Here is a 25,055-nt window from a genome sequence, read left to right as displayed (position 1 = left end):
GTTTTAATCAGTTGCATGGTAGCCTCCTTGCAGCTTACCACCTGCGAGTTCTTGAGTTGAGATGACCTCGATACTGACGCGTCGATTGGTAAGACGTACACCTTCACTCACTCCATCATAAAGTGGTAGGGTGTCTCCGAGAGATTTGGTCGTCATTCGAGTTGGCTCTAAACCGAAGATAATCAAATAACGTTTGACTTGTTTTGCTCTGCCCATCGCTAACTTTTGATTGTGTTGGTTGTCTCCGGTCGCGTCAGCGTGGCCCGTTATCGCAAGATTGAGCGTAGGGTTATCGCGTAGAATATTGGCGGCTCGTGCCAAATGTCCCATGTACTTAGGGTTCACTTCTGTCGAGTTAAATGCGAACTGATTATCGATATTAAGCAGGTCAAAAAGCTGATCGATGACAGCCAGTTGTTCACGGAATGAGTTTTCGTTCAAAGGTGGTACACAATTAGCCTGAGAGGTCACGTAATCGAGTTGGCGTTCGAGCTCTCCTAATCGCTTGCGTTGAATGACTAAATCGTTGGCAGCATCGAGTAACAGTCCGCCATCAAGCTCGCGAGCAATCCGATTTTGCTTCTCAATAGCCTGCACGACAGCAGCAGGGAAGCACCATCTAGCGCCTTCTTTGATCAAAGAATCTAAATGCAGTTTAGTTAATTGCCAGTCAAAACGGAGTCCGTGTTCTGGCCCTAACGGCTCATCTGGCATGACGGGTGTAAAACTGTTGTCGATATGTTGCTCTGCTAAGCCGCCGCGACCTTCGGGAGGATAGCTAGTACAGCCTTGGAGAGTGAGAAAGGCGAAGAGAAGGATCAACAACAAGCGAAGACTCATAGAACAATCGCGAGTGTGATTAAACTGTTTATTTAACTGGTATCCATACCTATTTGTGTTCGGGTCACCAACCATACTGACTCCCTAATATTGTTATTAATCATGAGAGTTCACAGGAATCGCTTTATCAATGCGGAGTAGGCTAATAATCTCTAGTGGTTGTCCGCTGACATGTTCGATTCTCATATTTCGTTGCTTTTCAACTAGACGCTTATATAAATAAACTAGTGCACCGACACCAGAAGGATCAAGAAATTGGACATTTCGAAAGTCAACTTTGACGTCGTTATGGCTCCGGTTAGTAATAACATCGTCGATTTGAGGTTGAGCGCTTCGGCTTCCGTCGGCATCTAAATCGCCATTGATAATTAACGTAAGTGTTTCGCCGTTTGTTTCGATTTTGTGTAGTTCCATACTGCTCTCCTTGAGTTTGACAGTAGCAATACAGTTAACGTGCCAAGTGTATATTTACAATAATTACAATTGGTTATGTTGTGTTTGTTGGTGTGAGAAAGCCACCTGAAGGAAAATTCTCATTTTGAGAATCAAAATAGTGACGATGATTGGTACTACTTTTGATGCGTAAGTCACGTTTACATCTTGTTGAGCAAAAAACTGCTCAGCTAAGCAATATATTGCCTGAACCTAGAAATTACTCAATGTAACTAATTGATTTATATAGGAAGGAAAATGGCACGGGATTTGATGGTAAGTGTCGAACGATTGTTTGACTCAGTTTAATCGCTTGAGATTTCTCGGTATCTTGAGTTATTGAACAGCTGTGAAGCCTTGTTTTTATTGACATTCTTCGGTTAAGCCTCACGACATTTAGTGAGGTTTGTCTTGGTTGTGCGTTAGGCAATTTTTTGCATCGGTTTCGTTAATGGATTAGTAGAAGGCAGATTGGATGGCAAAGCTTAGATTTACTCTCACTGTTGAAGGGTTACCACAAGACACATTTGTTGTGACTGGCTATCAAGGAAAAGAGTCGATCTCTCAGTCGACCTTCGAGCGAGACATACCCTGTTTTGGCTTACGCTATCATATTCAGTTAGGCAGTCGTCAGCAGGATATCGTTGCCGAGCAGGTAGTGGATCTTCCCGTCACATTGATAATGCATTTGGATGACGAACCAGTGCAGCATGTGCACGGTATTGTTAGCCAATTTACTCGAGGCGATATTGGTCATCATCATACCTTTTACTCGCTCGTATTAGTTCCTGAACTTGCACGGTTATCATTGCGGCAAAATAGTCGTATATTCCAACAAAAAACCGTGCCAGAAATTATCACGACGCTGCTGCAAGAGATGGGTATTGAAGAGTTTAGCTTTGCATTAAAAAATGCCCCTTCGCAACGAGAGTTCTGCGTTCAGTATCGAGAAAGTGACTTAGACTTTGTTCAACGCTTAGCGGCAGAAGAAGGTATGAGTTATTACATCGAACAGACGGATGTCAAACATTCGGTAGTTTTCTTCGATGACAGCAGTTTGGTCAGCAAACTCGACGAGCCTGTCACTCACAACAGCTTGGCTGGTGGAGCGAGTCGCAAAAGGTATGTGTCTCATTTTGCTGTGAGCCAGCGAACGGCGCCAAGTCACCTTGAGTTAAAAGACTACAGTTTTAAAAAGCCCACCTACGGTTTTTCTCAGCAACAAGTTGGTACAGACTTAGCTAATCAGCTTAGCCAATATGAGCATTATGATTATCCCGGTCGCTATAAAGACGATATTTGCGGTAAAGCGTTCAGCCAATATCGTCTAGAGTACTTACGACGTGAAGCCAATACGGCATCAGGTAAAAGTAATCATCCCGCACTGCAAGCAGGGGTGAAGTTTGATCTGACAGACAATTTGGAGCCTTCTGTTAACCGTGATTGGCTGTTAGTGGAAGTGACGCATAAAGGCACTCAACCTCAAGCGTTGGAGGAAGATGGCGGGCATGGTGCCACCACTTATCATAATCAGTTTAAAGTTATTCCTGCCAACTTAAATTGGCGCTCAGAACCGCAACCTAAGCCTCAAGTTGATGGGCCAATGATCGCCTTTGTTGTTGGACCTGATGGGGAAGAAATTTACTGCGATGAGCACGGTCGGGTAAAAGTTCATTTCCCTTGGGATAGGTACTCATCTGGCAATGAGCACAGCTCGTGTTGGGTTAGAGTATCGCAGGGTTGGGCAGGCTCTCAATATGGTTTTATGGCAATTCCTAGGATAGGTCATGAAGTGATCGTCTCTTTTTTGCATGGAGATCCTGACCAACCAATTATTACGGGGAGAACGTATCATGCGACAAATACGCCCCCTTACTCCTTACCTGTGCACAAAACGAAGACCGTGTTTCGCAGTGAGACACATCAAGGCGAAGGGTTTAACGAACTGAGTTTTGAAGACCAAGTCAATAATGAGCAAGTCTATATGCATGCTCAAAAAGACTTTGCTGCAGATATCCTTAATGACCAGACGACTCACATCAAACACGACAAACATCTTTTAGTTGAAAACGATAGGTTTAGTCAAATTGATCGCAACCAGCACTTGGTCGTAAATGGCGAAAGTCGCACGCAGATTAAGCAAGACTGTACCCAAATTGTAGACGGTAGTGTGCATCAAAAAATAGGCGACTTATACGCACTGCAATCGGGTAATGAAGTGCATGTGAAAAGTGGTGCGAAAGTTGTGATTGAGGCAGGCAGCGAGTTAACGGTGAAAACAGGAGGGAACTTCCTACGTATCGATGCTAGTGGTGTCCATATTGTAGGGGCTTCCATCAATCTCAATTCCGGCGGTAGTGCCGGTAGCGGTAGTGGTTACGGCGGCAAAATGGCTTTGTTACCCAATGGAGTAGTATCACCGCCTCCGCCAGAGAACCCATTACCATTGCAAATCACGCCAGATAAGTTGATGAGCTTGTCGTTATTGGATATTCCTATCGCCAAGCGTTGCCAAAGGCAACAGGATGGAAGTTGCCCGAGAGAGGATTGCCCTTGTGAATAGCTATCAAACATCGTCAGGTAGTTTAAATTATTGGCTAATAATCGACACGGTTCGGGTGCCTGATGCTCTGGAAGTATTGAGCCAATTTGCTCCTTTTCAAAATGTGTTTCGCTTGTTCGCAACGGCTAATCTTCAACATCTCATCGAACATAGTCCACTTGTGTTAAATCTAGGGACAGACAAAGCCGTACTCGAGTGCTTGTCTTTTGAGGATTTTGATACGAGTTCAGTAGTCTTTGCTTTAGATGAGCAATGCGATGAAGAGGGCTTTTTAGTCCACCTTCAGCAACTATTTTTGGCGCATATTGACAGTAAACCAAGCGTGCTCCGCTTTTATAGTGGGTCATTCTGGCAACCAATCTATCAAGATTTAGATGATGATGATATTTCAACATTGTTGGGGCCGGCTAGAGCAGTAATTTGGTTCGCCAACAGCGAACGTCACCAATTGGATTTTCTCGGAGCTATTACAGCGTTACCTCAGCAGCCTTACGTATTGATGTCCGATATCTTTAACACATGGGTGTAGTAATGAGTCAAGAACAGTACACGATTCTAAAAAATGATTGTTTAAGCCTTTTGGCTTTAAAATTTAATGTGACTCAAGAGCAGTTGCTTTCACTCAATAGTGAAATGATTAAAAACCCAGATTTAATTATTGAAGGCGAGACACTAAACATCCCCAAAAAAAGCGCGGGTGAAGATAAGCGCTGGCCGCTGCCAGACGTACCCACATGCCAATCGAAAAAGGCAGACACATGCTCTAAACCGCAGCCCATGGTGGACATTTTGTATGTCCCTGCTGATCCGATTTCAGGTAAGCGTAATTGGTACTCTGTATCAGCGGAAGCTAAAGAGAAAATACTTGAAGAAAAGGCAAAAATGGCCGCTGCTATTGTAAGTGAAGACGCAGAAACAACACGGAAAAACTTAAGGTTAGCCGGATTACTCTCTAAATTTGAACTCAAGCAGCATGAGCAGTTCTTTGACTCGAAACAGGATCTAGAACGATATAAAGCCCTAGCTTTGGCTAAGCTCACCTTAGAAAGCAATGCTTTCGTTTGTGATGGCAAAAATCCTAATGAAACGCTACTCAGTTTTGCTGAAGTACTCGATTATGACTTAGCAGAACAATATAAGCTGAAGCTATATAGAAGGTCATATAATAGTTACAACTTACCGAACTCGAAATCCCAATCTTACTACGAAGAAGGCGTCAATCTGAGTCTTCGTGCAGAATTACTGCGAGCGACAAATGATGCGATCAATGAGTTAGAAGAACAAGCCAAACGGGACGCTAAGGGAAAGGTCTCTAGTGACGGGACGCGCTTTGTCTATCTTGAAAAGTTAGAGTTCTATTCGACTGAGCAGCAACGAAATGTGCTTGATGCACTGAAGAGCCTAAAAGGCAATGCAAGGTCAAAGCGTAAAAAAGAATCGGAGTTGATGTTTCTTTCCGTGGCAAGTGGCAAAAGCTATTTTTCAAACTGGAAAGAGAGCATGCAGGAATCTTGGTTAGAGTTAAAGGATAAACCTAAGCTCGCGATAGTAAGAAGAAATGACAAATATTACTATGATGCTGAAAGCATTCACGTATTGAATTTAAATGGTTACGCTATCAAAGAGCAGTGTTTAACCACTAAGCAATTATTTGGTGAAAGTGGCGCAACGCTAGGACCGAGAGCGTTAGCTGGCATCAACTGGCGACAAGGGGAAGATGGTAAAGCCAAGCCACTTGATATCAACAATCAAAAATTAATTGAAGCCCTCTATCGAGAGCTAGCAGGGCCTCAATTGGATACCGACAACAGCAGAAGTGCTCGTAGCAAAGTAAGTGCAAAGACTCAGGGCGATTTAGAGAGTTTGGTCAATCAGGTGGATTATAACTGGGCATATTTCCCCACTTTGGCGTTAATTTCTTTAGTCGACGAAACGATATCTAAGCATAAACAAGCGTTAACTCAGCTGCTTGAGACAGGGAAAACGCCCATTGACTCATTGTTCAATCAGTTGCTTTGGATTAAGAAAGTTGCCAACGCACGTTTGGACAGGCTCAAGCGGATTGCGACGAACAATGCCGAAAAAGGGTTAGGGGGATTACAGTTTAGTTTTGCTAGCGACGATAAGAAGCTGGCTAACTCAATGAAACTACTCTGGTTAGAGAACAAGTTTGAACCCAAGCGTGTCAATAATCCAGGCTTTCGTAATAAAGCCGGATATAACGATCTACAGGCCGTAGAATGTGCATTCTTATCAGATGGCGAAGTGTTCTATTTGCGTGGACCAGCTTGGTTTATACCTGGTGATGATCGGCGTCTAATTAATCAAGCAAATACACATTTGGTCAATATTACCTCCAAGAGCCAATTGGTTAATCCATTGACCAAAGGGGCAAAAGAACTTGACCCAGTGACAGTGAGTGATGCATTAAAGCAATTGTTTAGTAATGATAATGCTCAACTCAAGATGGATTTACTTCCTATCAAAATTGAAGCAAAGCATGACTCAACGTTTTGGCGCGAGGGTTACCATTATCAAGAGGGTGTCGGTCCAGACGGTAAGACCGATGCATACTCAGTTGATGCAGGAGTTCAGTTCCTGCGCTTTACTTCACAAGCTGAAGCGCAACTCAATACACCACTTGACTCATACAGCTCACTGATCAAAAAAACCAAACAAATAGGCGCTTCAGGAGGGATGAGCGCTTCGTTAATTGCGTTACAAGGACAGCTGAGCGTTAAGTTCTGCCTACCAATGCAAGAAAACAGCAAGGGCGCAGCACAAGAGGTAAAACCTTATCATTTAACCATTGACTATCTGGATAAACTTGGCAAGACACATACATATTCGGCGGGCTTTTTATATGCGGTTGTTGAAGGCTCGGTTTATGGTTTAGCTGGTGCGACATGCAGCTTAAGTGCAGGTGTTACGATTGGGCCTACTGAAATAGGTGAAGGGTTTGGTATTAGAGGCAATACTATAGACCTATTTTCTCCCAATATAGTCGATATGAGAGCAACGAAAGGCAGCAATTTGTCGACGGTTGAAAATGCTAAAGTAGCCGCAGAGGCGGCGGTTAAAGGTGATGTGTTTGCGGGAGTGGAAGCTGGGGGGGTGTTAACTGCCGAAGCGTTTTGGTTTCCGCCTATCGCCAAGCAAGCTGAGTTAGTTCAATCGGTACAACCAGCTCCAAAACCTCAAGCGTTGCAAAACAAATCGCAACAGCCTGAAAGCGCACCTAGTCAAACGAAACAAGACGATGCAAGCGTGACTTATGACAAGGAGAGCAAACTGAAATTAGGTGCAATCTCCGGTAAAGCCGCAGTTTCTGCAGGGGCTGGAGCAAGCGCAGAGTTTGGCGTTAAAATGCAGGGTGGAGTATTTATTTTTACGGCTCAAGCTAAGTTAGTATTTGGTGTTGGTTGCGGTGGCTCTGTTGACTTGGAGTTAAATGGTAATAGCCTTAATGATTTTGTTGACTGTTTACTTGGGGTACTAAAACAGAGTGAGTTTCGAAGAATATCGGCGTTCGGTGAGGCCGATGAAAATGGAATTAACAAAGACTTTGAGCTACTGAATGATGTGCTGACGATTGCCACCGCATTTGGACTGACTTTTGCAAAAGCCATGCTACTCCCTTTTGATGTTTGGCAAGATTACAAAAAGCAATCACTTAGCAAAGAGTATGCGCCGTTCTTGGCAAGTAATATTAATAACGACGACCCCAAGCTCACAATTAAAATGAGAACGTGGATAGCGGCACTTCCACCAGAAACACTAGCAAACTTGCTAAAAGCATTAAGTGTGACTCAGTCGGGAGTCAGGGAGGGTGCAAAAGGTGAGCAAATCAGAGCTGCACAAGATAACCTTAATCAGGCAAAAGCAATTGTACGGATAATGGAATGGATTAAAAAGGACAAAAACCGAACAGAGTTAGTAAACCAAAGACAATGGAAAGAGACATTGATTACAATGGATGGCCTACCAAAACATACTAAAGACCATGTTGCAGAATGGGAGGGCTACAAGGATAGTTGGTTTAGATTAGCTTATTATGTTTCTAGATATGGAGATAAAGACATTAAGATAAGATTCTCAGAATATTCGGTTTTTTTATCAAAAAATATGGTTCTGACTCAATATGATTATATTTTTCCGGTAGGCTTGGGAGCAACGATAAAAAAATACAATGCCTACTGTAAAGCGAATGTAACTAATTCAGATGAAGGTGTCGGAGTAAATGCCAAAGTAATAAAAGATACAGGATTGGCAGATCACCATTGGGAACTAATAGAAACTCAAGAAGAGATAATTAACTGGAGTCTTGATGATGTTAACTTATAGTCGACTAACTCCCTTTTTATTTGGATTGGTCGTTGCGTTTTTTCTTTCAGCATGCGCACCGGATCGACAAGATGATATACCACTATTTCAAAGCTATATAAAAGAAAACATCAATAAAATATCCGATGATCCTTATATTTCATCTTATGTTAGACCAGAAGATGAAATGTTTGAATATTTGAGAAAATTGCAACGAGGACAAGGATACCGCACAATATTGGAGCCTTTGATAGAGAGAGGCAATATCGAAGCTATGGTATGGATGGGGCGAGGCAAAGTAAATCAAATAGAAGATAGAGGAGAGGTAATTGCTTTATTAGGCAAAGCGATGAAGGCTGGCGACCCTCTTGCAGCGTTGGCTTTATCCAGTGGTGGAGAGGAGTGTTGGTGGTTTGGTAAAGGATCATTAACTTCGTTGGCTGCTAATGATTTGGGCGAAGAGATTCCAAGCAATATTGAGACTTGTTCTGAAGAAAACTGGAACAAAGCACAGCAAGGAATAAAAAAATTAGCAGATAAAGGTGACTTAAGTGCACAGTATTATTTACTTGAGAGACAAAGGATAGATAACCCAGAAGAAACGCGTGAATCTCGGGATTTTTACATTAAAGAGATAATACGTTTAGCAGAAGGTCACTACTACAAACCAATGATGGACTATGTAGAGTCTATTTTCCACAGAGATAGAAGGCACGATAGACTAATTGGTAACACGCCTGAACTAGAAAAACTAGGAGTCGAACTGATGACTATTGCGGCTAATCATAATTATATTCCAGCAATTAATTTCTTAATTGAGTATCAATGGGAAACGATTGACGCCAATGACCCTCTTTTCAATAAAGGTATTATGTTAGGTTCTCCGAATACAGTTACTTGGTTACTAAATATTTTTGCAAAGCAATTTGAAAAAGAGTTTTCGGCAGAGGATATTTATTTTTATTCGTCCATATTCGAATTTATAACTGGAAGTGATGATATGTTTTCTAGGAAGTTTGAAGAAGGCTCATTAAGTGAAAAAGAGCGTCAAGAGATTGATGCGGAAGTGGCGAAGGTAACTGAACAGATAACGCCTATGGTGTATATCGATCGCTTTACAGAAAGAACAAACTGGGTAGATAGATAAACACTTACCCCTAATAAAGAGAAGGATTTTACTATGCCCAAAGCTGCACGTTTAGGTGATATCGCCTCAGCACATGGATGTTTTCCACCCACGCCGACTATCGCTGGTAGTGGTGATGTTTTTATTAATGGGACTCCCGCTGCAAGACTAGGGGATGCCGCCGCACCGCATGGTTGTCCTTGTCCCAAAACACCACACGGCTCTCATGGGCGCTCAATAGCCGCGGGCTCAGGCTCGGTGTTTATCAATGGTATGCCAGCGGCTCGGGTAGGCGACGCGATTGACTGTGGTGGCACTGTCGCGACAGGGTCAGGTGATGTGATTATTGGTTAGTTACAGAGGATATCAATTCCAACCAAAGTCTGGGCACTGAGATAATGTTCTATTTCGACAATGTGTACAAAAGTGCGTTGACGCTTTTTGCGGTATTTATGCTTTCTGCATGCGCACCAGATCCGCAAGATGACATACCACTATTCAAAAGTTACATAAAAGAAAATATCGATAAGTCCTCTGATGATCCTTATATATCATCTTCCGTTAAACCGGAGGATGATATGTATGAGTTCCTTCGCTTAATGCAACAAGGTAGAGGCGCGTTAGAACCGTTGGAGCCGTTAATCCTTAACGGAAACACAGAAGCGATGGTTTGGAAAGCTCGAACTAACTCAAATGATATTAATGTTCGCGGCGAAACTATAGCGCTACTCGGCAAAGCGATGAATGCTGGCGACCCTCTTGCAGCGTTGGCTTTATCCAGTGGTGGAGAGGAGTGTTGGTGGTTTGGTAAAGGATCACTAACATCGTTGGCTGCTAATGATTTGGGCGAAGAGATTCCAAGCAATATTGAGACTTGTTCTGAAGAAAACTGGAACAAAGCACAGCAAGGAATAAAAAAATTAGCAGATAAAGGTGACTTAAGTGCACAGTATTATTTACTTGAGAGACAAAGGATAGATAACCCAGAAGAAACGCGTGAATCTCGGGATTTTTACATTAAAGAGATAATACGTTTAGCAGAAGGTCACTACTACAAACCAATGATGGACTATGTAGAGTCTATTTTCCACAGAGATAGAAGGCACGATAGACTAATTGGTAACACGCCTGAACTAGAAAAACTAGGAGTCGAACTGATGACTATTGCGGCTAATCATAATTATATTCCAGCAATTAATTTCTTAATTGAGTATCAATGGGAAACGATTGACGCCAATGACCCTCTTTTCAATAAAGGTATTATGTTAGGTTCTCCGAATACAGTTACTTGGTTACTAAATATTTTTGCAAAGCAATTTGAAAAAGAGTTTTCGGCAGAGGATATTTATTTTTATTCGTCCATATTCGAATTTATAACTGGAAGTGATGATATGTTTTCTAGGAAGTTTGAAGAAGGCTCATTAAGTGAAAAAGAGCGTCAAGAGATTGATGCGGAAGTGGCGAAGGTAACTGAACAGATAACGCCTATGGTGTATATCGATCGCTTTACAGACAGAACAAACTGGGTAGATAGATAAACATTTACCCCTAATAAAAGAAGGATTTTACTATGCCCGAAGCTGCACGTTTAGGTGATATTGCCTCAGCACATGGATGTTTTCCACCCACGCCGATTATCGCTGGTAGTGGTGATGTTTTTATTAATGGGATTCCTGCTGCAAGACTAGGGGATGCCGCCGCACCGCATGGTTGTCCCTGTCCCAAAACACCACACGGCTCTCATGGGCGCTCAATAGCAGCGGGCTCAGGCTCAGTGTTTATCAATGGTATGCCAGCGGCTCGGGTAGGCGACGCGATTGACTGTGGTGGCACTGTCGCGACAGGGTCAGGTGATGTGATTATTGGTTAGTTACAGAGGATATCAATACCAAGTAAAGTCTGGGCACTGAGATAATGTTCTATTTCGACAATGTGTACAAAAGTGCGTTGACGCTTTTTGCGGTACTTATGCTTTCTGCATGCGCACCAGATCCGCAAGATGACATACCACTATTCAAAAGTTATATAAAAGAAAATATCGATAAGTCCTCTGATGATCCTTATATATCAGCTTCCGTTAAACCGGAGGATGATATGTATGAGTTCCTTCGCTTAATGCAACAAGGTAGAGGCGCGTTAGAACCGTTGGAGCCGTTAATCCTTAACGGAAACACAGAAGCGATGGTTTGGAAAGCTCGAACTAACTCGAATGATATTAATGTTCGCGGCGAAACTATAGCGCTACTCGGCAAAGCGATGAATGCTGGCGACCCTCTTGCAGCGTTGGCTTTGTCCAGCGGTGGAGAAGAGTGTTGGTGGTTTGGTAAAGGATCATTAACTTCGTTGGTTGCTAATGATTTGGGCGAAGAAATTCCAAGCAATATTGAGACTTGCTCTGAAGAGAGTTGGAATAAGGCACAACAAGGAATAAAAAAATTAGCAAACAATGGTGACTTAAGCGCACAGTATTACTTACTTAAAAGAGTAAGGATAGATAACCCAGAAGAAACGCGTCAATCTCGGGATTTTTACATTAATGAGATTATTCGTTTAGCTGAAAGCCATTACTACAAACCAATGATGGATTATGTTGACTCGATTTTTGAAAGAAAGAGAAAAGGTAGAGATAGCCAACTGACGGGTAAGACACCTGAGTTAGAAAATCTAGGTGTCGATTTGATGACGATTGCAGCGAATCATAACTACATACCCGCGATTAACTTTCTTATTGAATATCAAAGAAAAACGATTGAGGCTAATAACTATCTTTTTGATAAAGGAATCACATTAGGTTCGCCTAACTCTATTGAATGGCTATTGTTGATATTCGCAAAGCATGATAAAGAACTGTTTTCACAAAATGAGATTTATTACTATGCATCAATTCATGAGCTTATAACCGGAAATAATACTCTGATGTCTATGAAATATAAAGAAGGCTCTTTAAGCGAAAAAGAGCGTCAAGAGATTGATGCGGAAGTGGCAAAGGTAACTGAACAGATAACGCCTATGGTGTATATCGATCGCTTCACCGACAGAACAAACTGGGTAGATAGATAAACACATACCCCTACATAAAGAGAAGGATTTTATTATGCCCAAAGCTGCACGTTTAGGTGATATTGCCTCAGCACATGGATGTTTTCCACCCACACCAATTACTGTAGATAATGTTGATGTATTTAAATAATTTATGCAAAAGTCTAGTGACGTTCTTTGCTGTATTTATGCTTTCGGCATGCGCACCAGATCCGCAAGATGATATACCACTATTCGAAAGTTACATAAAAGAAAATATCAATAAAAATTCCAACGATCCTTATATCTCATCTTCAGTGAGACCAGAAGATGAGCTCTATGAGTATTTAAGTAAGTTACAACAAGGTCAAGGTTATCGAACAATATTAGAGCCTTTGATTGAAAAAGGCAACACTGAAGCTATGGTGTGGATGGCAAGAGGTGGGGCAGATTTTATCGAGGAGCGCGTTAAAGCGATAACCTTATTAGGCAAAGCGATGCAACTTGGGGACCCATTTGCAGCATTAGCGTTATCATCCAAGGGTGAAGAATGTAATTACTTTCACAAAGATTCAATCAACTCACAGTTAATCTCTGATCTGGGGGGCGATATCTCTGATGACATCGAAACTTGCTCTGACGAGAACTGGAACAAAGCACTACAAGGGATAAACGACTTAGCAGTTAACGGCGACTTAAGTGCACAGTATTATTTACTTGAGAGACAAAGGATAGATAACCCAGAAGAAACGCGTGAATCTCGGGATTTTTACATTAAAGAGATTATTCGTTTAGCTGAAGGTCATTACTACAAACCAATGATGGACTATGTAGAGTCTATTTTTCACAGAGATAGAAGGCACGATAGACTAATTGGTAACACGCCTGAACTAGAAAAACTAGGAGTCGAACTGATGACTATTGCGGCTAATCATAATTATATTCCAGCGATTAATTTCTTAATTGAGTATCAATGGGAAACGATTGACGCCAATGACCCTCTTTTCAACAGAGGTATTATGTTAGGTTCGCAGAATACAGTTACTTGGTTACTAAATATTTTTGCAAAGCAATTTGAAAAAGAGTTTTCGGAAGAAGAGATTTATTTTTATTCGTCCATATTCGAATTTATAACTGGAAGTGATGATATGTTTTCTAGGAAGTATGAAGAAGGCTCATTAAGTGAAAAAGAACGCCAGAAGATTGATGCGGAAGTTGTGAAGGTAACTGAACAGATAACTCCAATGGTGTATATCGATCGCTTTACAGACAGAACAAACTGGGTAGATAGATAAACACTTACCCCTAATAAAGAGAAGGATTTTACTATGCCCAAAGCTGCACGTTTAGGTGATATCGCCTCAGCACATGGATGTTTTCCATCCACTCCGATTATCGCTGGTAGTGGTGATGTTTTTATTAATGGGATTCCCGCTGCAATAGGGGATGCCGCCGCACCGCATGGTTGTCCCTGTCCCAAAACACCACACGGCTCTCATGGACGCTCAATAGCCGCGGGATCAGGCTCGGTGCTTATCAATGGTATGCCAGCGGCTCGGGTAGGCGATGCGATTGACTGTGGTGGCACCGTCGCAACGGGATCAGGTGATGTGATTATTGGTTAGCTACCATAAACAGTCTTGCGAACTTACTGCACTCTCATCAAGCGGCCTTTCTTACTCTTTTATGGATGAAGCCGCCGCTTGAGAATTGTTTAAACTCACCCTCAACAAAATCAATACGCAGACGCATTAATGATGACCTACGCGATACATGTAGGTGAGCAATCAGTTATCTAAGTATGAGGAGTTTAACATGCACATTTACTGTGAATGTTATGTGGCAACTGGTACGTTGTTGCTTGGGGTTTTAAGATAAGAGTGCTTTAAAAGTATCAGTTGCTTAGGCTGCTAATGATTGGCTGCAACTTATGCTGCTTGGAGAACCTAGTGAAAAACGGCGATAAACTAAGATCAGTTGCAATTACTTTAAAACTAAAGTGCTAGTAGCGATAGGTTAGTCCTGAGATGAACTGTTGTTTACGATCACCGCTCCATGAATATTCAATCATTAGCGACCAATCTCGGCTGAAGTTGTAATTTGCCCCAAGTAAGCCAGACCACTTATCTGTATTTTCTTGGTCAACGGTATAATCTATATCAATGCCTTCAAACGTGTAAGTACCTACCAAAGTTAGACGACTATCCAGATAAGCGGCTCCCGTATATAGTGCGATTGAACGGCCTTGTTGCAGTGGAATAACTTTACCTATACGAGGGGATGCATTAACAATTAAACCTTCCGCATCGTTTTTAGTCATATCAGCATATGTAAATGAGATTGGAAGTGTGAAGAAGTAGCCACTCCAACCTGTGGCTAAAATGGTGCCCACCGTATAGTTGTAGCCATCCAAACTCGCTTCTACAAAGCCACCTACGTCTCTCCCCTGTAATCTGCACACAGGGTTCCCTATGGGACGCGAGCAATCTTTTTCTAACTGTTCAATAAGATCATCACCACTGAATTGAATACCGATATCAGCACTCCCAGAAAGCTTTCCAAATGTGGCGAAGACATTCATAAACGGGAACAACCAAGCGTCTAGTTTGATTTGTGGAGTGGTAGCATGGCTCTGATTATCATCAAAAGAAACAAAGTTGATTGGATATTTTTTGGAACCATTGATACCAACATCTAAGTTTGTCAGATCCATATATTGCGAGGTATTGCTGTAAATTACGCTAACACCATATGGTTTAGGTAGCAAAAATCCTTTATCGATAACCTCTTGCGCGAAAAATGGAAGCGCTCTGTCCCATTGCTTAGGCACTGGTTTGGTTTCTGAATCAACCGTGTCTATTTTGTGAGTGGGTAAGTTGGTATCGCCTAAGCCTGATTCGGTAAGATCATAATTAACTGAAGTTGAAAGCAATCTTGCTGCACCAATTACAGACCCTCCTGTTGTATTCAGTAGGTAAACGTGTGTATCTAACTCGTCGCCAGCAACTGTTGCTGAACTGTAAGCACTACTGTTACCAATGCTGTAATCAGCATTCGCACTCAAACGCCAATATCCTGTTTTTAATCTTTCTACGTCTTGTTCGCTAGTTAGAATCGCCAGAATGTCGTAGCTTTCTAAACCAACACCGGCCCCAAGATCATATCGTTCGACATCGATATAAGTGACATTTTTACTCGTTTTGCTATAGATTCCGCCTAGCCCTGACCCTGCACCAATGAGTGGGACTTTTACGTTTGACATACTGATCGTCGCATAGCCTTGAGCCTGTTCTAATTGCTCAGGAACTTCAACAAAATCAACGCTTAACTTATCGATGATTTCGACAGACTTTTGGTCGATATTATCTCGATGTGTCTGTCGCTCTTCTGGGGAAAGGTTGGAACTGCAACCTAGTAAAAATTGAACGAGTGGAACAGTAAGCCATAAATTTCTAGTCATATTTGCTTTAACAGGGAGGGGGTTATATTTTGGTGTTGAGTAAGAGTCCTCTTTGGTGCTCTCTTTGAGACATATAATCGAGTAATCGTTCGTCTGAAATCCTTTTGATAATGACACCATTTTCCGTGTCTTTTATTTCAACAAACTTATTTCCGCCTTGCTGAACGACTTCCGCGGATAAGTCACTACTAAACTCACTAAGTCGATCATTAAGATACTCCGCAATATTGGCGACCTTGATCTGATTAGTAGGGACGCTATTTTCATTTGAAAACATCGGCAGTATTGAGGGAGAGGTGTACTGTTCAGTGATTACATCATCAACACTTTTCTTCACTAGGCTATCGACTTGTTCTGGCTTAATGATGTTCTGCTCCGGAACGTAAACAGAGTGAGAGTTGACGGTTAATGACATACTAGTTTCCTCAAAATACAATCGATAATATGTCGAAAAGGGTATAAAAGTTTTAGGTGTATTTTGGGGAACTGGACAGATTATGTTGTTTTTACGAGGTATATGATGCTATCGGTTCGAAATTAACCTGAATGCATATAATATAAGAGTGGAAACGTGAAATACAACAAAGCCCGCATAAAGCGGGCTTTGTTGTTTGTTCCTAAGAACCAATTTGGTGGGTCCGACCAGATTCGAACTGGTGACCCCTACCATGTCAAGGTAGTACTCTAACCAACTGAGCTACGGACCCAAATTGTTTGTTCTCGATAAATCTAGCCAAGCTAGAAGGGATGGTGGGTCCGGGCGAACTCGAATCGCCGACCCCTACCATGTCAAGGTAGTACTCTAACCAACTGAGCTACGGACCCATACCTTGAGAACGAGATGGATATTACCCACACTTGTGGGGCTGTGCAAGCGTAAATTCTAGGTTTTTGAACTGTTTGCCTTAGTTATGTTCTGTTTGCCTAAAATGCGCTCAATATAAGGCTGGAAACGTGGTTAATATCACATCAGAGGTTTGACAAGCTGTAACGGTTTAAGATGTTATCGACATAACGACTTCGAACCTGCCAACAGTCACTAAAGACAATATCAGCCGAACCTTTAGGTTCATATGCGGCGAGTTTGAGCGCATTGCTCATTTCGTAAGCGCTGTCCACGTGATTAATATATTTATTAAAACGACTATCCGTTATCTGGGCAGAGCTAATTACAGGAGACCCCACTGCTAAGTATTCAAGCAATTTGGCTTCAATATCGTCCGCGCAAGGGCGGGGTGTGTTTAGAGGTAAAAGGCATGCTTGCCAATGTTGGCTGTAACTCGGTAGTTGTCGATGTTCTTTATCACCTAGGTAAAACACATTGTTTAGTTTTGGCAAAGGGTAGTAAGGCAGCGTATTTTTGCCCAAAATAACGAAATTCCAATCGGGAGTGCTGAGTGCGCAGAGCAGTAGCATTTGATAGTCGATACTGTGATCCAAACTCCCATAATAGCCCGCTACTGGTTTGTTACGTGGCAGATCATTTGCGGCTGAAGTGGGTGAGCAAAATAGCTTCAAATCAACACCGTGACGTAATAAGAAGGTTTTGCTTGAAGGGTAACGGGCACAAATCTTTTCTGTTGCACCAAAAATGATGTCGGCGTGTTGTATCATCGCTAATTCTTGCATCATTTCAGTCGCGCTATTATCAAATTCTCTATCTGAATAGAAAACCAGAGAAGCCCCATCTATGCTGAGATGAATATCCGCGATGTTTAAGTCTGATGTCCAAATTAGAGGTCGTGAGACATGGTGCTTGCGCAAAAACGGATGAAGTTGTGCAAGAATCTGCTGTTTCGCGCCAGTGGTGCCCATCACAGAACTGCCTGGGATATCATGGGCAAGCTTAACTGATAGCGTGAGGCTTTGGACCTCATCCATCCTCTTTCTAGGCAGGGACAAAAGAGGTCTGTCGCCGTTAAAGCTAGCGGTTGGACTACAATAGTTGATGTTAACCCAAATGACTCGCGCTACGTTTTTCAAACACTTGACCACCTCAACCGACGCTGTGGGTAGATTGGCTAGGTTGTTGCCGACAATAATAAGATCTCGCACCTCAAACACCTCCCAAAAGAATTGAAAGTGCTGAACAACTGTATGCCATTGACGCTTCTTCGCGCATCTTTGGCAGGGTGTGTCTCGTGCGCTTTTGTCTAAGTATAGTGGTTAACGTTCGCGTTTTGCGAAGTGAGGGGTACGAGACCAAACATAAAGTGGCTTGTTGCTTCGGTTTGTGTTGTTTCAATGGTGTTGACATGATGACACCCCAAAAATTGTGAACGACTTTCAAACACAATCACAATATGTGCCATATATATAAAACCAATAGAAACAATGAAATAGATAGACTCTGCTCGTTAGGTTGCATATTTCGGATTGATATTCTTATTTTGAGAATCAATTTGTAACCCCATCAAGCGGTGGTTTTGAGAGTCACTGCACGCACGTTTCATACTCTGTATCACTAAGGTTTCGTTACTTTAGAGGGTGAAAATAACCGGTTTTGGAGTCAACGATGCAACTTAAACTCACAACCATTGCAGTCAGCTTAATGCTCGCTGGGCAGTCTAGTGCCGATACTACCGCCATGACTCAAGCCCTCCCTCAAGTGGTATTGGCTGATATCTACCAACAAGGTGTTGATATCACCGACTATTGGCAAAGTGAAAAGCTTGACGGTATTCGCGCAATTTGGGATGGCCGCCAGCTCTTGACTCGTAAGGGGCGCACAATATATGCACCAGATTGGTTTGTTGCGGCATTGCCAACATTCCCCGTCGAAGGTGAGTTATGGGCAGGGAGGGGCAATTTTTCTTTAGTTCAGCAAACAGTACTTGATCATCAACCTACAGATAGCGCTTGGCGTAGTATTGACTTTATGTTGTTTGATTTGCCGCATTCAGCAGGAGACTATGTAAAACGTTATGCAAATCTTGTCTATTTAGTTGAGCAATTGAACCAACCACATATTAAGTACGTGGAACATCAACCAATACCGTCCGAACATGATCTTATCGATTACCTCGACCACGTTGACGAAAAACGAGGTGAAGGCATTATGTTGCGCAAAACGTCGAGTCGATATCAGGCTGGACGCAGTTCAGATCTACTAAAACTAAAACGCTATCTCGATGATGAGGCGACCGTGATTGGTTATAAAGTCGGGGGTGGCAAATATAAGGGAATGCTCGGTTCACTGTTAGTGCGATGGAAAGATGGGAAAGAGTTCTATATCGGCACAGGATTTACCGACCAGCAACGCATGCAACCTCCGCCAATAGGTTCTTTGATAACTTTTAGATATAACGGTTTAACGAGCGGAGATCTGCCACGGTTTGCTCGCTTTGTTCGGCTTAAAGTTGAATAGCGCTAGCGGGTAACGTTTTTGCCGCAGCGCTCAAACAATTCCTGCCAGTACTTAACATGTGCCAGACTTTCATCGCGAAACATTTGATGAGCAGCTCGAATCGGATAGCGGTATTCTGGATGGGTGTTCTCCAATATCGTTATGTAAGGAGACAATTTAAAGTAATGAGCGTCTAAGCGGGCCATATAAGGCTGTACACGTTCAATATATATATGGTTAAACACGTTGTTAAGGTAACGAAATTTGGTGGTGTCGCGTCCCGATTGGCAGATGATTTTGTCATCAAATTTCTGCAATTGCTCAGTAACGCGGGCAAGTTTCTTGCTGGCGTTGTGCAGAGAAAACCATAGCTGTCCCATTAAGTTCACTTTCTCAAACACTTCCTGGTGAAGGGCTAGGTTATAAGAACTGTCTCGATCCTGCGTTTCTATCATTGCGTTCAGCGTTCCATAGGCACGGATCAGTTCCCCGCTGGTTATTTGGTTATTCAGTGCAATCCATTCATTGCCGTTTAGCTGTTGACGCATTGCATCGCTAGTAAATAGGAGGTTGGCAGAATATCTGGGTAATTGGCCTTGCTTAAGTTGGTAGATAGCGTTCAGTTGGGTTTTGAGTTCAGTCGAAATATGCTCAGATTGAAGACATTTGGTGATTCCTTTGCGAAGTGCGATTTGAAAGTCAAATTCTCTAAACTGATCTTGCACTTTGCCTAGTACAGAGTTTCGCTCCGCAATCAAATTGAACAGACTACATTTTCTCAGCTCATAGCTGTCGAGCAAACCAATCGTAATCGGCTCGATACTCAGGGCTAAGTCCCTTTTATCTGGTAACAAGACACTTTGGTTGGGTAAAAGGGGGAGCGCGCGCTCGTCCTGCACATTAGCAACTCGGTTTATGTAATCTTCAAATAGTGCATCAACAGGGTCACGATGAAAGTCACAACCTAGAGGCACTAGGGCAAGGCTTATAACCCAATATTTCATAATGGTATGGTTTCAAGTAAACATTGCAATTTCAATCAAAGTCCCGCGATCTGCAAAAACAGACGAGTTGTCGATGACCGTATTACTAAAGTGTACGAAATTCCAATAAAAAAGGTCAGTGACACTGACCTTTTAACCTGTAGTTTAGCGCGTTAATGATCGCAGTTGGTACTCTGCTGGCTGTTTATGAATCCAACGCAGTCTGACACACAACATTATTGCTGCTGAGGTCAAGCCGATTAAGAAACCGTACCAAAAGCCATGTATCCCAAGAGGCTCAACGATCCAGTCGGTCATTGCAAGAATGTAGCCACTTGGCAGACCGATTATCCAATAGGCGATAAACGTGCGCTTAAAAATAGCCGCCATATCTTTGTAACCACGCAATGCTGCCGCTGCGACGACTTGTAACGCATCCGTACATTGATAGATCGCGGCGAGCAGCAGAAGTTGCAGCGCAATAGCAATAACTTGAGGGTTATCGGTATACAGTACCGCGATATGCTGACGCAGAACAATCGTCAATAGGGCGGTACATGACGCCAAGCCAAGAGCAACAAAGAGCCCAACGCGCGAGGCAACTCTTGCCTGATCTACTTGTTGCTCACCGAGGCGATAACCGACGCGAATACTGGTTGCGACACCAATGCTCATTGGCAACATAAAAACTAACGACGAGAAGTTAATGGCAATTTGATGCGCAGCGACGATCATCGGCCCAAGTGGCGCGATAAGTAATGCAACCACCGCAAATAAGGTTACTTCGAAAAATAGTGCAGCAGCGACAGGAAAGCCCAATTTGAACAGGCGCACTTGAGCTTGCAATCGAGGTTTGTGCAGTGCGCCAAACAGGTTTATGTACGCCACTCGTTTTGCCGTTAGTACATAGAGCAACATCATACTAAACATCAACCAATAGACAATGGCTGTCGCCACGCCACAGCCAACACCACCAAGTGCCGGTGCGCCAAACTTACCGTAGACGAAAATCCAGTTGAGTGGGATGTTGCACAATAACCCAACGAAACCTATAAACATTGCGGGTTTTGTCAGCGATAAACCATCGGTGAAGCAGCGTAACGCTTGAAACAATAAGTAAGCAGGAACAGCGAACATAACGGCGTTCATATAGCCGATGGTTTTGCTTCCCATCGAGGGTTCAACATCCATTAGACGCAAGATCCCCTGGGTTTGAAAAAATACCGCAATAATTGGCAACGAAATAAACAACGCCATGTAGATGCCTTGTTGTACTTCGTTGGGAATATCTTGGTATTTCGCTGAACCGTTGAGCTGCGCCACGATAGGCACTAGCGCCATTAGCAAACCAACACCAAAAAGAATCGATGGTAGCCAAATGCTTGAAGCAATGGACACCGCTGCCATATCTGTCGCGCTTACGCCGCCAGCCATAACGGTATCGACAAAACTCATACCGGTTTGAGCGACAGAAGCGATAAGAACAGGGGTAGCTAATTTAATTAGCGTCGCGGCTTCTTGTTTGTAACGATGCACGAAAAGGACTCCAAAAGAGGGTAAAAGTAGTACTCGTTTGCTTTTACAACGGCTAAACAACACATGTGGATCGTTTTCAACGGATCCTCGGTACAACAAAGATGAGCGAGGGGCTTGCGCTGCAACGGACTCAACGGCGAGTTGATATTGTCACTCGAGATAAAAGACAGCGCATTATACAGAAACAATTTGAATCGTCGCTTGATTTTCGTTAGTTCAAAATGCAAAACTGACAATACAGTTAGCATTCCCCCAACCGTTAGGAGAGAGCATGTTTACAGGTATCGTTGCTGGAATGGCAGAAGTCGTTGCCATTGATAAAAAGACCAATTTTCAAACCCATACCCTTGTCCTCAAAGGAGAGTTGAGTCAAAACCTAGCGATTGGTGCGTCTGTCGCTCACAATGGCTGTTGCTTGACTGTCACAAGCATTGATGGCGAAAAGGTGAGCTTTGACCTCATGCAAGAGACGTTAAAGTTAACAAATCTCGGTGAATTGCATGTGGGGGATTCAGTAAACGTAGAGCGTGCTGCCAAGTTCGGTGATGAAATTGGCGGGCATAGTATGTCTGGGCATATTTCCTTGCAGGCACAAATCACTCGAGTCATCGATAGTGAAAACAACCGCACCATTTGGTTTGAGTTGCCGCAGCCGGCTATGAAGTACGTGTTAGCTAAGGGCTATATTGGTCTCGATGGTTGTTCGTTGACCATTGGCGAAGTCGTCGATAATCAGTTCAATGTGCACTTGATTCCTGAAACGCTGGAAAGAACCTTATTTGGTCAGAGAGAGCAAGGGGAGTGGGTGAATGTTGAATTTGACCCAAGCACTCAAGCAATCGTTGATACTGTTGAGCGCGTTTTGGCGGACAGAAACTTAATACGCTGACAACAAAGTTAAAGAGCGCATTGCGCTCTTTAACTTTGGGTTTTAAAAGATTTGCTCATCATCTGCATCGATAGTGAGTTCAATTGTATCCATCTGCTCGTTGACCACCATATTGAAGTGGATAGCATTGCAACATGCTGGGCAATCGTCATAAAAATTTTGATTGCCGTTTGATGCGTCGAGGGTAATGCCAATTGAATGTCCGCAGTGCGGGCAAGAAACCATCTTATCTGTGTAATTGCGCATAGACTTACCTCGTATATTCCTAATTGTGACCACTCGAAGAGGCGTCACTTGTGATTCTCTTTCATGTAAATATTAGGTCTGTAAGTTAGTAATGGTTGTGAAATAAGTGCAAAGTTTGATTGTCGGCAGTAATTTTCGCTGAAGATCCTAACTGTCGATTGATTGCAATGCGCATGTACACAAAATCATGCAATTGTGTTCATTTAAATTGTTGGTGTTGCTCACAAAGTGCAAGCTACGGGTTAATACGCTTTTATTCGATCGATTAGCGATTGCGCCTCTTCCAAATAGTGTCCGCCAAATAAATTGTAGTGGTTTAATACATGGTAGAGGTTGTAAATGTGCTTGCGTTCGTTATAGCGCGTATCTAAGGGGGAGATACTTTCATACCCTTGGTAAAATTCTGCTTGGAACCCACCGAAAAGCTCAGTCATGGCAATATCGCATTCTCGATCACCCCAGTAGCAAGAAGGGTCATAACAAATAGGCCCGAACGCTGAGTTGGCAACGTTACCGTGCCATAAGTCACCATGCAATAGTGATGGGCGAGGTTGATGGTTCGCCAATAATTCTTTTATTAACTGAGTGAACTCGCTGATATCGACCAGAGTGACGCCTTTTTCTTTGATCAGTTGCAACTGCCAACCGATTCTTTGTTCAGAGAAAAAACGAGACCATTTTCTTTCCCATTGATTGGGTTGAAGAGTACTGCCAATATAGTTGTCTTGATCAAAACCAAACTCTTTCTGCTCTCCCCAAAGGTGAAGTTCGGCTAACTGTTTGCCAAATTGGTAACTGGCATCACCGCTTTCAAGAGGTTTAGTCGGTAGATAGTTGAGGATCAGGAATGAGTTGTGCTTTGTATGACCAATATCGACCAACTCTGGGACAAACACGGTTCGGGTTTCTCTGAGAATACGGATGTTCTCCGCTTCTACTTCAAAATTAGTCAGGAAGTTGCGTTGATTTACTTTGACGAAGTAACGTTGCTCACCGTCGCTAATCATGTAGCTTTCGCTAATATCGCCCCCAGTTAGCTTTATTTTTTCACGAATCACATATGAGAACATGAGTGTCTCAGACAATTGTTCTGAAATTGCTTGCCACATAACCAACCCCTTACTCTGTCCAACTCTCCATCTATTGTAGGAGATAGACAAGCGCAATTCCGACTTCGAGAGCAAAGATTTCAATCATTTGCTCAGTTTACGGGATGAAATAGTGCAATTTGTGAACAGGGTCGGCGAAATGTCTTTGATTAGGCGATCAAAAATAGCCAGCCAATCAGAGTCATTTTGTCGGGTATACAACAATAATTGCGAGTAATTAGTCTAACGGTTGTTAATTTTGACTCTAATACCTTAGTATATAAGCAAAATAAAACACTTTTGATTTGGAGAGAAAATGGTCGTAGAGACAGAAGGATACTTAGCATTAATCGAGTATCTATCATCCAATCTCGATGTATTTTCAAATGAGGACGGCGACACTGGTCAAGAAAGTATCGAAGATGTCGTCACAGATATGGTCGCGTCTAACATCATGGCGATATTCGAGCAAAATCCAGAATTGCATTCTAGTGTTCGTTTTAAACTATTGAAAGAGGCCGACTCAGTGGTTGCTGACTTGGGTGAAGTGCTTGCGGGCACATGGACTCGCCAAGCCACTAACGAGCAAATCGCTTTCCTCGACGAGTACATTGCATTGGTCAAAAACCTGTTTGATACTGCAGTCGCGAAATACGACTAGCGAAACCATTGAGTGTTACAGGCGAGGATCGACTCGCCTGATTTGCCAAAATACATCTGCCCAGTACGGGTTATCTATCCTTGATATCACCACTCCCTTGGATGTTGAGGCATGCATAAACTGCTTATTCCCGAGATAGATTCCGACATGTCGAGTTGTGCGCGATGTTTTAAAGAAGAACAAATCGCCCACGCGAGCCTCATCATAATCAATTTCAACACCAACCTTTGATTGCAATGCCGTAGTTCTAGGCAATGGCAAATTGACCGCATCTTGGTAGGCAATTTGAACCAGCGCAGAGCAATCTATGCCACGATAAGATGTTCCACCCAAGCGATAGGGTACCCCTTGCCACTTACCATAAAAGTGGAGATATGCGGTCCTTTGGCTTTGTTCGTATTCACTGAGTGGTTTATTCGCATAGCTATTTGGCGATGGACTGCTACTACAAGCAGATAGAAATGCTGCAAGTAATGCAGCTTTGAAAAAGCCAATAATGACGTCCGTTTTTATCATATTAATCGATGCCTATTGTGACATTTAG

Annotated in this window: 23 protein-coding genes and 2 tRNA genes; 13 read left to right on the top strand and 12 right to left on the bottom strand. The window is 42.8% G+C overall.

Features of this window, described 5'->3' with window-relative positions; all coding sequences use genetic code 11:
- Window positions 1-3 precede the first annotated feature (3 nt).
- Together GZK95_RS07735 and GZK95_RS07730 are read right to left on the bottom strand one after the other, a co-directional pair.
- On the bottom strand, window positions 4-840 hold the full coding sequence (locus tag GZK95_RS07735; RefSeq protein ID WP_075715565.1) for an OmpA family protein: 837 nt from the start codon (window positions 838-840) through the stop codon (window positions 4-6).
- A gap of 96 nt (window positions 841-936) precedes the next feature.
- Window positions 937-1,254, bottom strand: coding sequence for an STAS domain-containing protein (locus GZK95_RS07730; protein WP_075707437.1), 318 nt, complete (start codon window positions 1,252-1,254; stop codon window positions 937-939).
- A 493-nt stretch (window positions 1,255-1,747) separates the two neighbouring features.
- Between GZK95_RS07730 and tssI the strand changes: the two genes are divergently transcribed.
- From tssI to GZK95_RS07680, 10 genes are all read left to right on the top strand, one after another.
- Entirely contained in the window at window positions 1,748-3,835 is a 2,088-nt protein-coding gene (gene tssI, locus GZK95_RS07725) for a type VI secretion system Vgr family protein (protein WP_075715560.1), read from the top strand.
- The gene (locus tag GZK95_RS07720; protein WP_075715561.1) at window positions 3,828-4,364 is read left to right on the top strand and encodes a DUF4123 domain-containing protein; all 537 of its coding nucleotides are present in this window, start codon (window positions 3,828-3,830) and stop codon (window positions 4,362-4,364) included. The genes tssI and GZK95_RS07720 overlap by 8 nt, the downstream gene beginning before the upstream one ends.
- A 2-nt stretch (window positions 4,365-4,366) precedes the next feature.
- Entirely contained in the window at window positions 4,367-8,179 is a 3,813-nt protein-coding gene (locus tag GZK95_RS07715) for a LysM peptidoglycan-binding domain-containing protein (RefSeq protein ID WP_075715562.1), read from the top strand.
- Complete coding sequence (locus GZK95_RS07710; protein ID WP_161987204.1) at window positions 8,163-9,305, top strand: hypothetical protein; 1,143 nt, start codon at window positions 8,163-8,165, stop codon at window positions 9,303-9,305. The genes GZK95_RS07715 and GZK95_RS07710 overlap by 17 nt, the downstream gene beginning before the upstream one ends.
- Window positions 9,306-9,338: 33 nt before the next feature.
- Window positions 9,339-9,638, top strand: a complete 300-nt coding sequence (locus tag GZK95_RS07705) for a type VI secretion system PAAR protein (protein WP_075714195.1) — start codon at window positions 9,339-9,341, stop codon at window positions 9,636-9,638.
- A 44-nt stretch (window positions 9,639-9,682) separates the two neighbouring features.
- The gene (locus GZK95_RS07700) at window positions 9,683-10,822 is read left to right on the top strand and encodes a hypothetical protein (protein WP_161987203.1); all 1,140 of its coding nucleotides are present in this window, start codon (window positions 9,683-9,685) and stop codon (window positions 10,820-10,822) included.
- A gap of 32 nt (window positions 10,823-10,854) precedes the next feature.
- The gene (locus tag GZK95_RS07695; RefSeq protein WP_151148851.1) at window positions 10,855-11,154 is read left to right on the top strand and encodes a type VI secretion system PAAR protein; all 300 of its coding nucleotides are present in this window, start codon (window positions 10,855-10,857) and stop codon (window positions 11,152-11,154) included.
- A gap of 44 nt (window positions 11,155-11,198) precedes the next feature.
- Window positions 11,199-12,344 (top strand): hypothetical protein, encoded by a 1,146-nt coding sequence (locus GZK95_RS07690; protein ID WP_161987202.1) that lies wholly within the window; start codon window positions 11,199-11,201, stop codon window positions 12,342-12,344.
- A gap of 116 nt (window positions 12,345-12,460) precedes the next feature.
- Window positions 12,461-13,597, top strand: coding sequence for a hypothetical protein (locus GZK95_RS07685; protein ID WP_225623986.1), 1,137 nt, complete (start codon window positions 12,461-12,463; stop codon window positions 13,595-13,597).
- Window positions 13,598-13,630: 33 nt separating this feature from the next.
- Window positions 13,631-13,927 (top strand): PAAR domain-containing protein, encoded by a 297-nt coding sequence (locus GZK95_RS07680; RefSeq protein ID WP_075715770.1) that lies wholly within the window; start codon window positions 13,631-13,633, stop codon window positions 13,925-13,927.
- 377 nt (window positions 13,928-14,304) lie between these two features.
- Here the strand turns inward: GZK95_RS07680 and GZK95_RS07675 are convergent, their stop codons facing one another.
- The 5 genes from GZK95_RS07675 to GZK95_RS07655 form a co-directional block, all read right to left on the bottom strand.
- Window positions 14,305-15,762: a lipid-binding SYLF domain-containing protein gene (locus tag GZK95_RS07675; RefSeq protein WP_075715769.1), complete on the bottom strand. Its 1,458-nt coding sequence runs from the start codon at window positions 15,760-15,762 to the stop codon at window positions 14,305-14,307.
- Between the two features lie 22 nt (window positions 15,763-15,784).
- Entirely contained in the window at window positions 15,785-16,177 is a 393-nt protein-coding gene (locus GZK95_RS07670) for a flagellar protein FlaG (protein ID WP_075715768.1), read from the bottom strand.
- Window positions 16,178-16,392: 215 nt separating this feature from the next.
- Window positions 16,393-16,469, bottom strand: a tRNA-Val gene (locus GZK95_RS07665).
- Between the two features lie 41 nt (window positions 16,470-16,510).
- Window positions 16,511-16,587: transfer RNA gene (locus tag GZK95_RS07660), tRNA-Val, on the bottom strand.
- A gap of 144 nt (window positions 16,588-16,731) precedes the next feature.
- A complete protein-coding gene (locus GZK95_RS07655) occupies window positions 16,732-17,643 on the bottom strand; it encodes a glycosyltransferase family protein (RefSeq protein WP_083626300.1) in 912 nt (303 codons plus the stop codon).
- 634 nt (window positions 17,644-18,277) lie between these two features.
- Here GZK95_RS07655 and GZK95_RS07650 point away from each other — a divergent pair.
- Window positions 18,278-19,129 carry a DNA ligase gene (locus GZK95_RS07650; RefSeq protein WP_075715766.1) on the top strand — a complete coding sequence of 284 codons (852 nt, stop codon included), beginning with the start codon at window positions 18,278-18,280 and terminating at the stop codon, window positions 19,127-19,129.
- Between the two features lie 2 nt (window positions 19,130-19,131).
- Here GZK95_RS07650 and GZK95_RS07645 read toward each other — a convergent pair whose 3' ends face one another.
- Window positions 19,132-20,112: a DUF3080 domain-containing protein gene (locus GZK95_RS07645; protein WP_075715765.1), complete on the bottom strand. Its 981-nt coding sequence runs from the start codon at window positions 20,110-20,112 to the stop codon at window positions 19,132-19,134.
- A gap of 144 nt (window positions 20,113-20,256) precedes the next feature.
- On the bottom strand, window positions 20,257-21,627 hold the full coding sequence (locus GZK95_RS07640) for an MATE family efflux transporter (RefSeq protein WP_075715764.1): 1,371 nt from the start codon (window positions 21,625-21,627) through the stop codon (window positions 20,257-20,259).
- A gap of 271 nt (window positions 21,628-21,898) precedes the next feature.
- Between GZK95_RS07640 and GZK95_RS07635 the strand changes: the two genes are divergently transcribed.
- Window positions 21,899-22,516 carry a riboflavin synthase subunit alpha gene (locus GZK95_RS07635; RefSeq protein ID WP_075715763.1) on the top strand — a complete coding sequence of 206 codons (618 nt, stop codon included), beginning with the start codon at window positions 21,899-21,901 and terminating at the stop codon, window positions 22,514-22,516.
- A gap of 42 nt (window positions 22,517-22,558) precedes the next feature.
- On the opposite strand, the gene GZK95_RS07630 is transcribed toward GZK95_RS07635, so the two are convergent.
- Both GZK95_RS07630 and GZK95_RS07625 read right to left on the bottom strand, forming a co-directional pair.
- Window positions 22,559-22,762 (bottom strand): CPXCG motif-containing cysteine-rich protein, encoded by a 204-nt coding sequence (locus tag GZK95_RS07630; RefSeq protein WP_075709530.1) that lies wholly within the window; start codon window positions 22,760-22,762, stop codon window positions 22,559-22,561.
- Between the two features lie 242 nt (window positions 22,763-23,004).
- Window positions 23,005-23,871 carry a fructosamine kinase family protein gene (locus GZK95_RS07625; RefSeq protein ID WP_075709531.1) on the bottom strand — a complete coding sequence of 289 codons (867 nt, stop codon included), beginning with the start codon at window positions 23,869-23,871 and terminating at the stop codon, window positions 23,005-23,007.
- 295 nt (window positions 23,872-24,166) lie between these two features.
- On the opposite strand from GZK95_RS07625, the gene GZK95_RS07620 reads away from it, so the two are divergent.
- Window positions 24,167-24,511 carry a DUF3802 family protein gene (locus GZK95_RS07620; RefSeq protein WP_075709532.1) on the top strand — a complete coding sequence of 115 codons (345 nt, stop codon included), beginning with the start codon at window positions 24,167-24,169 and terminating at the stop codon, window positions 24,509-24,511.
- A 15-nt stretch (window positions 24,512-24,526) separates the two neighbouring features.
- Here GZK95_RS07620 and GZK95_RS07615 read toward each other — a convergent pair whose 3' ends face one another.
- On the bottom strand, window positions 24,527-25,027 hold the full coding sequence (locus GZK95_RS07615; RefSeq protein WP_075715762.1) for an NlpC/P60 family protein: 501 nt from the start codon (window positions 25,025-25,027) through the stop codon (window positions 24,527-24,529).
- Window positions 25,028-25,055: the final 28 nt, after the last annotated feature.

Source organism: Vibrio panuliri, assembly GCF_009938205.1.
In the GTDB taxonomy this organism is placed as follows: Bacteria; Pseudomonadota; Gammaproteobacteria; order Enterobacterales; family Vibrionaceae; genus Vibrio; species Vibrio panuliri.
Note: the sequence above shows the minus strand (reverse complement) of the source record. Positions and strands in the feature narration are given on the sequence as shown.

Excerpts from the sequence above, each read along its gene's own strand:
- GZK95_RS07620 (WP_075709532.1), top strand. The coding sequence starts at position 24,167 with ATGGTCGTAGAGACAGAAGGATACTTAGCATTAATCGAGTATCTATCA.
- GZK95_RS07715 (WP_075715562.1), top strand. The coding sequence starts at position 4,367 with ATGAGTCAAGAACAGTACACGATTCTAAAAAATGATTGTTTAAGCCTT.
- GZK95_RS07700 (WP_161987203.1), top strand. The coding sequence starts at position 9,683 with ATGTTCTATTTCGACAATGTGTACAAAAGTGCGTTGACGCTTTTTGCG.
- GZK95_RS07645 (WP_075715765.1), bottom strand. The coding sequence starts at position 20,112 with ATGAAATATTGGGTTATAAGCCTTGCCCTAGTGCCTCTAGGTTGTGAC.
- GZK95_RS07635 (WP_075715763.1), top strand. The coding sequence starts at position 21,899 with ATGTTTACAGGTATCGTTGCTGGAATGGCAGAAGTCGTTGCCATTGAT.
- GZK95_RS07680 (WP_075715770.1), top strand. The coding sequence starts at position 13,631 with ATGCCCAAAGCTGCACGTTTAGGTGATATCGCCTCAGCACATGGATGT.
- GZK95_RS07670 (WP_075715768.1), bottom strand. The coding sequence starts at position 16,177 with ATGTCATTAACCGTCAACTCTCACTCTGTTTACGTTCCGGAGCAGAAC.
- GZK95_RS07630 (WP_075709530.1), bottom strand. The coding sequence starts at position 22,762 with ATGCGCAATTACACAGATAAGATGGTTTCTTGCCCGCACTGCGGACAT.
- GZK95_RS07695 (WP_151148851.1), top strand. The coding sequence starts at position 10,855 with ATGCCCGAAGCTGCACGTTTAGGTGATATTGCCTCAGCACATGGATGT.
- tssI (WP_075715560.1), top strand. The coding sequence starts at position 1,748 with ATGGCAAAGCTTAGATTTACTCTCACTGTTGAAGGGTTACCACAAGAC.
- GZK95_RS07710 (WP_161987204.1), top strand. The coding sequence starts at position 8,163 with ATGATGTTAACTTATAGTCGACTAACTCCCTTTTTATTTGGATTGGTC.
- GZK95_RS07730 (WP_075707437.1), bottom strand. The coding sequence starts at position 1,254 with ATGGAACTACACAAAATCGAAACAAACGGCGAAACACTTACGTTAATT.
- GZK95_RS07735 (WP_075715565.1), bottom strand. The coding sequence starts at position 840 with ATGAGTCTTCGCTTGTTGTTGATCCTTCTCTTCGCCTTTCTCACTCTC.
- GZK95_RS07615 (WP_075715762.1), bottom strand. The coding sequence starts at position 25,027 with ATGATAAAAACGGACGTCATTATTGGCTTTTTCAAAGCTGCATTACTT.
- GZK95_RS07650 (WP_075715766.1), top strand. The coding sequence starts at position 18,278 with ATGCAACTTAAACTCACAACCATTGCAGTCAGCTTAATGCTCGCTGGG.
- GZK95_RS07625 (WP_075709531.1), bottom strand. The coding sequence starts at position 23,871 with ATGTGGCAAGCAATTTCAGAACAATTGTCTGAGACACTCATGTTCTCA.
- GZK95_RS07675 (WP_075715769.1), bottom strand. The coding sequence starts at position 15,762 with ATGACTAGAAATTTATGGCTTACTGTTCCACTCGTTCAATTTTTACTA.
- GZK95_RS07705 (WP_075714195.1), top strand. The coding sequence starts at position 9,339 with ATGCCCAAAGCTGCACGTTTAGGTGATATCGCCTCAGCACATGGATGT.
- GZK95_RS07690 (WP_161987202.1), top strand. The coding sequence starts at position 11,199 with ATGTTCTATTTCGACAATGTGTACAAAAGTGCGTTGACGCTTTTTGCG.
- GZK95_RS07685 (WP_225623986.1), top strand. The coding sequence starts at position 12,461 with ATGTATTTAAATAATTTATGCAAAAGTCTAGTGACGTTCTTTGCTGTA.
- GZK95_RS07655 (WP_083626300.1), bottom strand. The coding sequence starts at position 17,643 with ATGGATGAGGTCCAAAGCCTCACGCTATCAGTTAAGCTTGCCCATGAT.